16 protein-coding genes and 1 other RNA gene are annotated in these 12,167 nt (G+C 66.0%); 9 read left to right on the top strand and 8 right to left on the bottom strand.

All coding sequences use genetic code 11. The features are described 5' to 3' along the window. Together ABD198_RS29530 and ffs are read right to left on the bottom strand one after the other, a co-directional pair. On the bottom strand, positions 1–1,391 hold a 1,391-nt coding region (locus tag ABD198_RS29530), incomplete at its 3' end, for a DNA polymerase III subunit gamma and tau (protein ID WP_344007618.1). A gap of 81 nt (positions 1,392–1,472) precedes the next feature. Then, positions 1,473–1,571: signal recognition particle sRNA small type (ffs, locus tag ABD198_RS29525), an RNA gene on the bottom strand. A 290-nt stretch (positions 1,572–1,861) separates the two neighbouring features. Here ffs and ABD198_RS29520 point away from each other — a divergent pair. Next, the gene (locus tag ABD198_RS29520) at positions 1,862–3,019 is read left to right on the top strand and encodes a tyrosine-type recombinase/integrase (RefSeq protein WP_344007616.1); all 1,158 of its coding nucleotides are present in this window, start codon (positions 1,862–1,864) and stop codon (positions 3,017–3,019) included. 470 nt (positions 3,020–3,489) lie between these two features. Here the strand turns inward: ABD198_RS29520 and ABD198_RS29515 are convergent, their stop codons facing one another. Next, positions 3,490–3,687 carry a hypothetical protein gene (locus tag ABD198_RS29515; RefSeq protein ID WP_344007613.1) on the bottom strand — a complete coding sequence of 66 codons (198 nt, stop codon included), beginning with the start codon at positions 3,685–3,687 and terminating at the stop codon, positions 3,490–3,492. Between the two features lie 78 nt (positions 3,688–3,765). Between ABD198_RS29515 and ABD198_RS29510 the strand changes: the two genes are divergently transcribed. After that, the gene (locus tag ABD198_RS29510; protein ID WP_344007611.1) at positions 3,766–4,992 is read left to right on the top strand and encodes a helix-turn-helix domain-containing protein; all 1,227 of its coding nucleotides are present in this window, start codon (positions 3,766–3,768) and stop codon (positions 4,990–4,992) included. Between the two features lie 87 nt (positions 4,993–5,079). Here the strand turns inward: ABD198_RS29510 and ABD198_RS29505 are convergent, their stop codons facing one another. The 4 genes from ABD198_RS29505 to ABD198_RS29490 all read right to left on the bottom strand — a co-directional run bounded on the left by ABD198_RS29505 (position 5,080) and on the right by ABD198_RS29490 (position 7,388). Further along, positions 5,080–5,265: a hypothetical protein gene (locus ABD198_RS29505; RefSeq protein ID WP_344007609.1), complete on the bottom strand. Its 186-nt coding sequence runs from the start codon at positions 5,263–5,265 to the stop codon at positions 5,080–5,082. Positions 5,266–5,317: 52 nt separating this feature from the next. Beyond that, positions 5,318–5,596: a hypothetical protein gene (locus tag ABD198_RS29500; RefSeq protein WP_344007607.1), complete on the bottom strand. Its 279-nt coding sequence runs from the start codon at positions 5,594–5,596 to the stop codon at positions 5,318–5,320. A gap of 440 nt (positions 5,597–6,036) precedes the next feature. Beyond that, a complete protein-coding gene (locus ABD198_RS29495; RefSeq protein WP_344007605.1) occupies positions 6,037–6,471 on the bottom strand; it encodes a hypothetical protein in 435 nt (144 codons plus the stop codon). 122 nt (positions 6,472–6,593) lie between these two features. After that, on the bottom strand, positions 6,594–7,388 hold the full coding sequence (locus tag ABD198_RS29490; protein WP_344007603.1) for an HNH endonuclease: 795 nt from the start codon (positions 7,386–7,388) through the stop codon (positions 6,594–6,596). Positions 7,389–7,671: 283 nt separating this feature from the next. Here ABD198_RS29490 and ABD198_RS29485 point away from each other — a divergent pair, with 283 nt between their 5' ends. The 7 genes from ABD198_RS29485 (at position 7,672) to ABD198_RS29455 (ending at position 10,348) form a co-directional block, all read left to right on the top strand. Continuing rightward, entirely contained in the window at positions 7,672–8,079 is a 408-nt protein-coding gene (locus ABD198_RS29485) for a hypothetical protein (RefSeq protein ID WP_344007601.1), read from the top strand. 136 nt (positions 8,080–8,215) lie between these two features. After that, positions 8,216–8,455, top strand: a complete 240-nt coding sequence (locus tag ABD198_RS29480) for a hypothetical protein (protein ID WP_344007599.1) — start codon at positions 8,216–8,218, stop codon at positions 8,453–8,455. A 2-nt stretch (positions 8,456–8,457) separates the two neighbouring features. After that, positions 8,458–8,610: a hypothetical protein gene (locus ABD198_RS29475; RefSeq protein WP_344007597.1), complete on the top strand. Its 153-nt coding sequence runs from the start codon at positions 8,458–8,460 to the stop codon at positions 8,608–8,610. Then, positions 8,607–9,074, top strand: coding sequence for a hypothetical protein (locus ABD198_RS29470; protein ID WP_344007595.1), 468 nt, complete (start codon positions 8,607–8,609; stop codon positions 9,072–9,074). The genes ABD198_RS29475 and ABD198_RS29470 overlap by 4 nt, the downstream gene beginning before the upstream one ends. A 99-nt stretch (positions 9,075–9,173) precedes the next feature. Then, positions 9,174–9,410, top strand: a complete 237-nt coding sequence (locus ABD198_RS29465) for a hypothetical protein (RefSeq protein ID WP_344007593.1) — start codon at positions 9,174–9,176, stop codon at positions 9,408–9,410. 1 nt (position 9,411) lies between these two features. After that, positions 9,412–9,612, top strand: a complete 201-nt coding sequence (locus ABD198_RS29460) for a DUF433 domain-containing protein (protein ID WP_344007591.1) — start codon at positions 9,412–9,414, stop codon at positions 9,610–9,612. Between the two features lie 403 nt (positions 9,613–10,015). Then, the gene (locus ABD198_RS29455) at positions 10,016–10,348 is read left to right on the top strand and encodes a hypothetical protein (protein ID WP_344007589.1); all 333 of its coding nucleotides are present in this window, start codon (positions 10,016–10,018) and stop codon (positions 10,346–10,348) included. Between the two features lie 145 nt (positions 10,349–10,493). Here the strand turns inward: ABD198_RS29455 and ABD198_RS29450 are convergent, their stop codons facing one another. Then, a complete protein-coding gene (locus ABD198_RS29450) occupies positions 10,494–11,870 on the bottom strand; it encodes an IS1380 family transposase (protein WP_344007587.1) in 1,377 nt (458 codons plus the stop codon). Between the last annotated feature and the right edge of the window lie 297 nt (positions 11,871–12,167).

Raw genomic sequence — 12,167 nt, 5'->3', positions numbered from 1 at the left:
GGCGCGCCGGCACCGGTGCCGGCGCCGCCCGCGCCGGGAGCCCGCACCGCCGCCCTCGCAGCGGCCGGACCGCCGCCCGGCGGAATCGGAGCACCGCCCTGCACCGGTCCCTGCCCGGCACCGGCCCCCTGAGCCGGAGCCGGAACATGCGCGTCGGGCCCGGGCACATACCCCATGGCGGGCATCCCCGCCCCGGCACCTGCCCCTCCTGCCCCTCCTGCCCCGGAGACGTTCACCCCGCGCTCGATCCGGTCCAGTCGCGCCATGACCGACCGTTCGTCGCCGTACGCGGCCGGCAGCAGCACACGAGCGCAGATCAGCTCGAGCTGGAGGCGCGGCGAGGTGGCGCCGCGCATCTCGGTGAGGCCCTCGTTGACCAGGTCGGCGGCGCGGCTGAGCTCGGCGGGGCCGAAGGTGCCGGCCTGCGCCTGCATCCGCTCCACGACATCGGCGGGGGCGTCGATGAGCCCCTTCTCGGCGGCGTCGGGGACGGCGGCCAGGATGACCAGGTCCCGCAGCCGCTCCAGCAGGTCGGCGACGAACCGGCGCGGGTCGTTGCCGCTCTCGATCACCCGGTCGACGACCTCGAAGGCGGCGGCCCCGTCGCCTGTGGCGAACGCCTCCACGATCGAGTCGAGCAGCGAGCCGTCGGTGTAGCCGAGCAGGGCGGTGGCCATGGCATACGTCACACCGTCGTCCCCGGCGCCGGCGAGGAGCTGGTCCATGACCGACATCGAGTCACGCACGGAACCGCCGCCGGCGCGCACGACGAGGGGCAGCACCCCGTCCTCGACGGGGATGTTCTCCTTGCGGCAGACCTCGGCGAGGTAGTCGCGCAGGGTGCCTGGGGGCACCAGCCGGAAGGGGTAGTGGTGGGTCCGGGAGCGGATCGTCCCGATGACCTTCTCGGGCTCGGTGGTCGCGAAGATGAACTTCAGATGCTCCGGCGGCTCCTCGACGACCTTGAGCAGCGCGTTGAAGCCGGCCGGCGTGACCATGTGGGCCTCGTCGATGATGTAGATCTTGTACCGGCTGCGGGCGGGGCCGAAGAAGGCCTTCTCACGCAGGTCACGGGCGTCGTCCACGCCACCGTGCGAGGCGGCGTCGATCTCGATGACGTCGATGGAACCGGGGCCGTTGCGGGCGAGGTCCCGGCAGGACTGGCACTCGCCGCAGGGGTCGGGCGTGGGGCCCTTCTCGCAGTTCAGGCAGCGGGCCAGGATGCGCGCGCTGGTCGTCTTGCCGCAGCCGCGCGGACCGCTGAACAGGTACGCGTGATTGACCCGGTTGTTCCGCAGCGCCTGCTGCAACGGGTCAGTGACATGCTCCTGCCCGATGACCTCGGCGAACGACTCCGGGCGATAGCGGCGGTACAGCGCGAGAGACGACACGCCTACGAGGTTATAGGCGTCCACTGACAACCAGACCCGCCCCGAGAACAGGCGGACCCGACCGCCCCGACCGCCCCCGGGAACGCGAGCGCCCCCCACGCACCCGCCAGAGCCGACCTACCCTTGCTGCCTTCCGGCCCTGGGGGAGTTCAGTCAGATAGCGCCGCGTGAGGGGCTCCGCACAGGCTACCTCATCCCCCGGGACCGGAACGAGTTCGCGAGCACTCCTCACGGTCATGTAATGTTTCCGGCGGAGGATTCGCCTAGCGGCCTAGGGCGCACGCTTGGAAATCTGTCGTCCCAAGCAACGCACACAGAGCACGAGGCGAGCCCCGCGACTACTGCCCTGATCTGCACTTATGCAGCTCGGGGCTTCTCTGTGTCGGCGGTGACTTCACTGCCCGGCGCCGCTGGACAAGACGACTGAGCTACACCGACTTGCCCAGCGGCCACACAGAGAGTCACAGGCCATGGCTAGCAAGAGCCCGCTACGCGCTCAGAGGCGCACACGGAGCACGAGCACAGACGCCGACGCACAGACACGAGCGCTCAGCGCAGCAACGTCCCTAAGCGCTGTTCAGGGCGTGTCTGGAGCGTCCCTGATCGCCGAGCTAGAGCTACACCTGAGCACGACGAACAACAGGCGGGGGCGCCCCTACCAGCGGAAGACGATCCAGGCGTACGTCAACGCGGCCCGATCACTCGACCGCTGGCTGACCGAGCACGCGACCACGGCACACCTGCGCACGTCAGACACGGCGCACGCTCACGGAGCAGTGCGGGGTGTGGCACAACTGTCGTTCCTGGCTGTCGATACAGCCACGCTGAACCGCCACTTCCGTTGGTGGTACGAGTCGTTCGACGTGCCCAAGAGCCAGGACGGCAAAGGGGGGTACACCGGAGGGACCAACACCCAGTCCCGCAACCTCCGCGCTCTCTTCTCGTACCTGGCTGAGGAGTACGACCACCCGAATCCGTACCAGGACCCCAAGCTGCACAACTACGCGGCTCCTGCTCTCGGCAAGCCCAAGACACTGTCCGCCGAGTTCATCGAGGACACGCTACGGGTCACGGGGAATGGCAACCCGCGCATCCGCGACTTTGAGACCGTGCGGGACCATGCGCTACTGCGGATCTTGACCGAGGGGCTACGAGCCGAGGAGATCTTGAACCTTCGAACCGTCGACCTGGATCTCCCGAGCGCCACGCTGGTCGTCGTCCCGCTCAAGGACGGCAGGAACACCCAGGACGGCAGGCTCATCCCCTTGCAGCCCAAGACGGTCAAGGCTCTCCAGCGCTACCTACGAGCGCGGGCCGAGCAACACAAGCTGGCCGACAAGACGGATTGGCTCTGGCTCGGCACACGGAACCGCTCACGTCTCCTGTACGCGGGACTGCACCGCATGACCAAGCGCCGTGCGGAACAGGCGGGGTACGAGCCGGAGCACGTCTCTCCGCACTCGTGGTGCCACACGTGGTGTGACGACCTGCTGTCCAACGGGGTGAGTGGGGAGAACGTCATGGCCATCCGAGGATGGAAGTCCGCTTCAATGCTCAGGCGGTACGGAGCCGATCAGGCCAGCCGACGAGCGGTAGACGCGGTGCAAGCACTCGGGGACCGCTACTGAACGTTGCTCGCCGGCTGAGCGGAGAGTAACCGCGCCCGGCACTCACGGAGTGCTCGCAGCAGAGGGCACACGCTCATGGAGCGGGCGGGTGTGGAACGTCTCGATGGATGTCCCACACCCGCCCTCGTCGGCGCTGTCATAACGAGCCGCGTGCAGCGGCGGTGATCAGGTAGGCGCACGCGGCCGCTGAGACCAGGCACCACGCGGGCCACGCGATACGCCCGAGGAGTCGTCTCACGGTATCCACCTCTCCAGCTCTCCGCCCGAACACGAGGGGCACGGGACCTTGAACGTGTGCCGACACGTGACGCAGCCAGCGAACCCGCCACAGTCCGGGCACCAGACCCCACGCCACCCAGCGCAGTAACCGCAGTACGACGTAGGCCGGTCGTCGGCTACCACCTCGGCCGCTGGCGCAACTGCCTTCGGTTTGACCCGCGCTCTCTTTCGGGGTGGGGCAGCCGTCGTCATCAGTGCCCCTCCGGGTGCTTCCGCATGAGGACGTTGCAGTCCGTGACCGTGGTCATGTCGTGGCCTGCTCGGGCCCAGTCGCGGACCTTCGCCAGCTCGGTACAGCCCGCGCACCCTTCAACAGGGGTGGGCTCCAGTTCGTCCGTGCGGTCCGGCAGTACCACCGGCGCACTCGGGTAACTCCTCGGCTTGGTCATGATCTGAGTCTCGGAGCGATTCGCCAGCACTACCGGTGACTAGGTGTTGACTGACCGGTGACTGTCTACGCTTTCACCATGAGCAGTGCAGGCGGGGAGTTCGGGCGCAGAGTGCGGGCAGCACTCAAGGCACAGGGGTTGTCGATCCGCGCCGCGTCGCGGGCGATGGTCTACAACCACGCCTTCCTGTCGCGGGTCCTGGCGGGCAAGCAACTGCCGTCGCCCGAGCTGGCCGAATCCTTAGATCGGCTCCTCAACGCCAACGGCGAGATCATCGAGGCGGCGGCTCGTCTTCTCGACGGCGAAGCGTCACCCGCCGATCAGTCGTCCGCGTCGGCTCCCACGCTGGCTGACTTCCTGCCCGAGGGTGACCCGCTCGGCTTGCTCACGGTTCGCTCGCCTCGTCGGGTGGGTGTGGGAGAGGTGCACGACCTACAGAAGCGCGTCCACGGCCTACGGCTTGCCGACGACGTTCTAGCGGGCGGGGACCTCATCGGCCCGGCTCTGCGGGAACTCCGCTCGACCGTCCGTCTGTACCGGGAGAACACGCACACGGAAGAGGTCGGCCGCGCGCTCCTGATTCAGATCGGCGAGTTGGCACAGATCGCCGGGTGGATCGCGTCAGACGCCGGACGGCACGAGGAAGCCGAGCGGATCTATCGCCTGGGTCTGAGCGCAGCCAGGCAGGCCGAGGATCACACGCTCGCGGGAAACCTGGCTGGCTCGCTCGCCTACCAGATGAGCAACACCGGCCGGACAGGCGAGGGCCTGACGCTCGCTCAGGCGGCGCTGAGCGGGGCGGGAGACGACGCGCCGGGGAAAGCTCGGGCGCTGTACTGGGACCGCGTCGCGTGGGCGCACACGCAAGCGGGCGGCCATGAGAACGCACGTGCCGCCATGCGCGCTCTGGGCGAAGCCTCGGAAGCTCTTGCCGACGACAGCACCGACGAGCCGCCCGCTTATCTGTACTGGGTGGACGCCGGAGAGCTACAGGTCATGGAGTCGCGGGTCTATACGGAGCTACGCAGGCCCCTGCGAGCGGTGCCGCTGCTCCGTGACGTGCTCGGCGGGTACGACGCCACGCACACGCGAGAGATGGCCCTGTACCTGTCGTGGCTCGCTATCGCGCTGGCTGACGCGAACGAGCCGGAGGAGTCGGCAGCCGTGGCCGAGCGCGTGATCCGCATAGCGGCCGACGTGGCTTCGGAGCGCACAGCCGAACGGGTGCGCGTCGTGCTGGCTCGGCTCCAGGAGTACGACGACGTGCCAGAGGTCGCGGCGCTCCTTGCCGACAACGCGGCGTAGGTGTCGGCTCGTACACTGCCCATACGAGAGCCCCGGCGCGGTAGTTAGCCTCTATCGCGGCGGGGCTCTCTTCTGTCGGCGCTCAGGTCACGCGCTGGCGACGTTCTGTGTCAGCTCGGGGTACGACAGGCTCTCGGTGCTGGAGAGCTCCTTGTAACCCTTCTTGCCTTCGAGATCGGCCAGGTAGTTGGCCTGGCTCTCAGCGGGCCACGAGTCGAACCCCTCGGGCGCGTTGAACTCCTGGACGACGGTAACAACCTTGATCACTCGCATGGTGATCCTTTCTGTGGATGGTGCGCTGAGCTTACGGGCGGGGTGCGATAGATCACCACGGCGTGATCACGTTCCACACCGCCCTGTAGACGGTGGCGATGCCGTCCCAGCCGAGCACTGCGCCCAGCACGACGGCTTCCAGAGCCACGAGTCCCGAGACGAGCCAGGCGAAGTGCGCCCGCTGAGACATCGGCGGGGTGCAGTCGCGGCAGATCGGGTCTTCCTCGAACGTGCGCGGGGCGGGTACAAGATTCACCCCGCACGAGGTGCACGAGACGTACGTCTTACCGCCGCGCTGGCTGTAGCAGAATCGTCGGGTGTGCTTTCCCATGTCGCTCTCGCTTTCGCGTAGTTGAACTGACACGGCGAACCTAGGAATGCACGGGAGACGAACCGAAGGGTCACGCCTGGATTCCATGGAGACTCGTTATCCGACTCCTTGGCGAACTGTTATGCACGGCTTATGAGTTCATGTCTCGCGCGCACTGCGAGCGAACGTCACGCGCTCTCTTGCTCCCAAACGCGATTCTTTGACGTCTCTCGGCTCCCGACAGGTGCATGTCAGTGTCTCTGTTCGCTCGCTCTCTGCTGGGCGCTCAGAACGCAGCACAGAGCTTTCCGCGCTCTCTACTGTCCGTCGCAGTAGAAACGGCAGTAATCGGCTATGCCGGCGAGCCCCGCCCGCGCGACGGTTACGCAATCTGCGTAACCCTTCGAGCCATGCGAAAGGGCACGTACTCAGTACGTGCCCTCTCTGCTGGGTGTGGAACGTCAGACGGTGAGCACGCGCTCAACCGTGCTGGCGGGGATGCGCTGGCGCTTGCCCTCGGAGTCGGTGAACTGGAGGAACTTGATGCTCCAGCCGGTGATGCACTGGGCGGCGAACGGCTCGGCAACGCCGTTGATGTAGACGCTCGCCGCCTTGTCCTTGTGGTCGCGCCACGTGTCGGGCGTGATCTCGGTCGGCTCAGCGGCGGGAGCCGTCTCGGGGGTGTCGTCCGAAGCGACACCCTCGGCGGGCGTCTCGACGGCGACGACAGGCGCGGCGACCTTGCGCGGGTCCTTCTTCTTGGTCGGCGTGACGGCAACCGGCTTGGGCGCGCTGGCTGCGACGGCTTCGCCTCGCATCTCCTTACGGCACTTGGCACGCGCTGCCTTCGTAGAGGGGTGCTCGCACTGTGCGTGGGAGAAACGGGTCTTGGTCATCTCGGGCTCCTCGTGTCGTTGTCGTGCTGACACGGCAGACACTCCCAAGGCAGCGCGACCCGTCCGAAGGGCTACGGCACGATTCCGTGGAGAGTCGTTATCAAGCGATGGCCTCGGCTCGCTCACGCGCTGGCGGGTGTGGGACGGCCACGACGACATGCCTTGCACTGCCGCTTGCCCGTGCTCGGCTGGATGTACGTGTTCTCCGCGTCGAACGGGTGGCCCCACTTGCAATGCGTCTTGGCCGCGTTCACGTTGCGCCCACGCTCCACAATGTCGCGGCTGTTCTCTGCCGCCGTACCTAGCTCCAGGTGCTCACGACGGACACAGATGGGGTTATCGCACTTGTGGCGGACTACCTCATTCGGCTTCAACTCCCGCCCGAGGACGTGTTCCATAAGCCATCGTGTGGCCATGTATTGCTTGCGCTTGCCGTCCTTGCGGATGCCGAACTTGCCGCGCCCCTGCTCACTCTTCCTACCAATCCACGGGTGACACCCGTCGGGCGTTGTCTCGCTATCCACATTTTCCATGAACCGCTCATACGGGTCCATGCCCGGCCGCTGGATCTGCTTGGGGCCATTCACCCTCACACACTTCTGCCTCTCCGGCTTAGTGTTCTCGTGGTCACAGTCGGCGTGGAGGGCAGTGGAGGGGCGCCGCTCCCGAGAGACCATGTCCCGCATATTGGTGAAGGTGTCGCCCGCGTATAGGTGGTCAGGCCGGACGCACGCCCGGTTATCGCAGGTGTGGCATGCGACCTCGTCGGCGGTGAGTTCACGGCCCAGAGCATGGGCGAGTATCCAGCGGTGGGCACGTTCCATCTTGTCGCCTACGCGGAACTTTCCGTAACCCGCATCGGTGAGAAACCCGGTCCATATCCAACAGCCGTCATCCTGCTTCTTGACCTTAGCCATAAACCGTTCATAGACGGTTCGTCGCGGATTCACATTTCCCCGCCTACGGCATTTGGCACGTTCCGCTTTGGTCGGCGGGTGATCACAGTTCTTATGCATGGTCAGAGAATATGTGCCGTCTTGCGGTTTCGAGTCCCCTTACGGAAATTCAACCCCGCGTCGCACGTCCGTATACATTACCTTGACGAATTCGTCAATAGCTGCGCACAATGTAATTGCCAAACGAGGCAAGTTACTCGGACGGCGTATGGATTGGCACTCGGAATTCAGGAGGGAGGAAACGGTGACCGTAGTGCAGGAGATAGAAACCCGAGCCGAGAGGGAAACCCGACTCGACCAAGAGGCCGAGGAGGTGTTCCAGCTCAAGTATCAGGGCTATACGGATGCACAGATCAGACGGCAGACGGGGTACACCCGCGATGCCATCAAGCGTCGCCTAGAGCGTGCTCGGAGGAATCTTGGAGAGTCCACGAGCAACGATGTCCGGACGGACCTCGAACGCAGCCTGGACGACGTGATCAAGCGGACTTACTCCCTGCTGGATGAGGCCGAGACGGTGAGCGAGAAGGCACAGCTCCTCCGCGTCATCACCGACACGGCCGCAAAGAAGGCTCGCCTTCTGGGGGTGGAGGCCCCAAGCAAGTTGGTTCACTCGATGGAACAGCAATGGGACTCGGACGATGCCCATTAAGGTCCTCGGTGACGCCGAGCGGAAGACAAGCCGCGACGCGGTGGATTACTGCCAGAGCCACGGCCCCGGCTGTAAGAAGCACCGTTATCCGCATCCCAAGATCTGGGGTCACAAGCTAGATAACGGACGTTGGTTCATGACGCCCGACGAGTCTCTAGACGTGGAACTTACGTTCCTGGCTGAGCAACTGGAAATGCTCCGGGGAATCTCCCGAGACGACTTCCTGGCTCAGCCTTGCAAGGTCATTCAGATGCCCCGCGCCGAGTACCGGAAGGTATACGGCAAGCCCTCGGACGAGGATCTAAAGAGGCTAGAGGAAAGTCTCCTCGCCCATCGTGCACGTACCACACCACCCGCGTTCGAGGAGTGCGAGTAGCCGTGACCTTCAAGGAGTGGCTAGACCAGGCCATCGCCAGCGGCGATGCCGTCGTGAATGGGGACGGCTCGGTCACGGTGACACTGCCCCCGCATGTCGTGGAGGCCATTCGAGAATTGGGCCTCTTGGCCCGTCAGATCCAGGAGGAATCGTGACCGACACCATGGCTGCACGGCTCATGGCCACCCTGCGGGGCGATGACTCCCGCTATGAGGCACCGGAGCCCAAGGCCGACGCAACTACCCTGGCTCTGCTCCGGCAGGGACGGGATGAGGACACAGCCAAGTACGCGGCGACTGTCCACAAGAGCAACGCCGAGGGTCGGCAGGAGCACGAGCGGGCTGTCCACAAGCGTGCCTCGGAGCTCCGCGCACAGGGTGTGCACCACCCGGAGTCGACCGCTCGCATGGAGCTCCACATGGCCGCTCAGAAGCGTTCGGAGGAGGCCGAGCGGAAGGCCGTCTACGACGCGATGGTCTCCGGCAACCGCGCGGAGATGGAGGCCAACTCCACTCCCGCTCTCCGGGAGCGCGTCAAGGCCAGCACGACCCAGCAGCGGGAAGAGCGCGCCCGGCGTCAGTTCGACAAGCTCCTGGCCGAGATCCGAGCCAGCGCGTAAGCGCCGGCCGACTGCACTACCTATCCATCCCACTCCATGAGTGGATATCCAACCGCGTAGAACCGGGCATCCGCCCGCAGTAGAAAGGCAGGCCCCGCAATGGCCACCATCTCCATGGACCTCCAGGACTTCAACTCCCTGATGGCGCTGGGCACTGCCCGCCGTCGCGCGGTGTTCCTGGACCTCTACAACACCGGCCGTACCAAGCTGAGCGCGTCCACCGCCAGCGGCCCGGACAGCGTGATCCTCACGCCGACCAGCTACGACGCCGACACGGACACCGTGGAGAACACGGTCGTGACCCGCGTCAAGTCGGCCATCTCCTCGGCGGCCTGACATGAAGCTCCGCGAGGCTCGGCAGACGCTGGTCAGTGCTCTCCGTGAGAAGTCGGAGGGCCTGACCCGAGACGAGATCCAGGAGCGATTCCCGGACCTCACCTACGAGAAGGTAGACGCCCTTCTCAGGCGCTTCTACCACCGCTACGTGGTCGGCCTCGACTGCGTGACCGACCCGCGTCAAGCGCGCTGGATCGCGTAGCCACACAAGCTGGCTGGGTGTGGGAGTAATACGGGCCTTGGGTACTGCTCACTCCCACACCCAGCCTCTCAACTCCCGGTGTCCTGAGTGGGTGACCGGGAGTCCCGGTGTTCCCCGCCGGTCACCGGGATTAGCGGGGTGGTGTGGTACGTCTTCTCCTTCGTCCCACACCGCCCCGCTTTCGCATATCCGCGTGGGAGGTGTTGACCGTGACTGACTCGTGGGATGACGACGTGGCGGCCGTTACTGAGGCACTGGAGAAGAACCCTCCGGAGCTTCACCCGTTGCCCGCTCTCAAGAAGGCCAAGCCCCCCGTGCCTGGGCACGAGAACTGTACCCACCGGAACACGCAGAACGCGGTGGTGAGATGTCGCCAGCGGCGGAAGCGTAAGGGAGGTGAACTGTGACCGTCACAGATTCCTGGCTTGACGAGGCCATCGAGGAACTGGAAGAAGACGGCTACGTTCCACACCAGCCCGATACTCAGTCCGTCTGGAGTTGGGACAATCCCCCGTGGAATCCGACTCACGTAACCACCCGCATCCTGGATTACGTAACCAGGGAATTCACGGCTGGTGTGGAAGGTAACCGCCAGACGTTGCCCTCCACATTCCAGGTCGCCAAAGCATGTGTCCGTGGCGGCGGGAAAGCCAAGTCATGTCGGCTGGCTCTACGACACCTCCGCCTCCTGGAGCTGGTGGGCGAGATCGTCCAGGTTAACCTCGATCTTTCGTGACGACCCGTCGGATTGTCTGGCGGGTCGTTTCGGCGGTCTGGGTTGATTGTGGGCAGGTGTGTGGCCCGGCTGTCGCGTCGGGTGGGCGCCGGGTTCCACGGCTCCGGTCGGGGTGGTGCTGCTCGTAGGGACGGGAAGCGGCTGGTCAGCCGGGGTTCGGCAGGACCGCGAGTCGTTGCAGGGCTTCGTTGATCACGTCGGTCCAGGGCCAGTGCTTCGCGAGGCGGAGGATGCGGCGTCGGCTGGTGGTGATGAGTTGGGCGGCGGCGGAGAACAGCCGCAGCCTCAGACGCTTGGGTTCCCACAATCGGGCGGGGCCGGTCAGGGCCAGCATCGGCATCCAGGCCAGCAGCTCCAGCGCGATCTGGACGATCTCCAGCCAGACCTGGTTCTGCGCGGCATCGTGCAGCGGCAGATTGCGCAGGCCGGTGGCCCGGGCGGCGCGGATCCGGTCCTCGGCCCTGGCCCGCTGGCGGTGCCGCAGCTCGAGCGCGGCGATCGCAGCGTCCTTGGTGTTGGTGGCGAACGCCGTCAGACGCATCCCGTCGGCATCGGTGAAACGCAACTGGGCACCGGGATGCGGGTGTTCCTTGCGGACGATCAGCCGCATGCCCTGCGGCCAGCCGTCCAGGACGTCGCCGGCGAGCTCGGCGACCCAGGCACCATCACGGATCTGGCCGCCGGGTTCGACGGCCGGTGTCCAGGCCGAGGCGGGGATCTTCAGCACCGCCTGATGGATCTGCTCGGTGATGGTCATGCCGACCGAGTACGACAGCCACCGCCCGCGCGCGGTGAGCCAGTCGAGGAACTTATGGGTGCCGCCGGCGGAGTCGGTGCGGATCAGGGTGCGCCGACCGCGCCGGAACTTGGGCGGCAGCTGGGCCAGCGCCAGGCGGGTGGTCTGGATGTGGTCGGCGGCGGTGTTGCTACCGGCCCTGCCGGGCCGCAGCAGCCCCGCGACGGGCTCTCCGGTGCCACCGCGTCCGTGGTCGACGAAGGCCATGAGCGGGTGGTGGCCGTAGGTCTTTTTCCAGGTCCGTGTGGCGTCCTCCTTGTCGGAGTGGGCCAGCACCAGCACGCCGTCGATGTCCACGATCACTTGGCCGCCGGCGTGCGGAGCATCGGACCCGGCCAACTCCCATATGCGGTCACGGACGTTGGCCCGTGCGGTGCGTATGGCGGCCAGTGCCCGGGAGCCCGCTGCGGCGAGCGTGTCGATGAGGCGGGAGACGGTCGGGTCGGAGGCCACCGGCCCGAAGAGGGCCGGTTCGGCGCCCAGCATCGCGACATCAGCCAGACAGTCCCCGCCCAGGGCGGTCGCGAGCGCGAGGTCCAGAAGGATTTTTCCCGGGTCGTGCACCGCCCGCGGCTTGCACCACGGCGCGAGTGCTGCGGACAACGCGGCATCCAGGCCGCTCTTGCGGACCGTCTCCACCAGCAGAACAGCACCGGACTGTGAGACCACCGCACGGCCGTTGCCCTCAACTCGGACAGGCGGGTACGACCCGCTACGCTTCTTCACCCGGGGAGTGCTTCTCTCTTGGAGACTAACAGGACCTTCGACAAGCCCTATCGTCCCAGCTCAGAGGCACTCCTCGCTTATTTGATCACCGTTCGGACGGCCGCCCTCGTGAAAGCCCGAGGTTAAGGATGAGGACGTAAGCTCCCGCCACTGGAACCTCGTCTACTGGGCCTTGCCGGACAGTGGGCTACAGGTTCCCACGGCGGTTACCGTGTCGGGCCTAGGGTCCGTCTTCAAAGATCGCTAGATGGTGGATCATGGTGGTGTGGTACGTCGTCATGAACTCACCGACCAAGA

Origin of the sequence: Streptomyces thermocarboxydovorans, from assembly GCF_039524635.1 — a bacterium.
GTDB classification, from domain to species: Bacteria; Actinomycetota; Actinomycetes; order Streptomycetales; family Streptomycetaceae; genus Streptomyces; species Streptomyces thermocarboxydovorans.
Note: the sequence above shows the minus strand (reverse complement) of the source record. Positions and strands in the feature narration are given on the sequence as shown.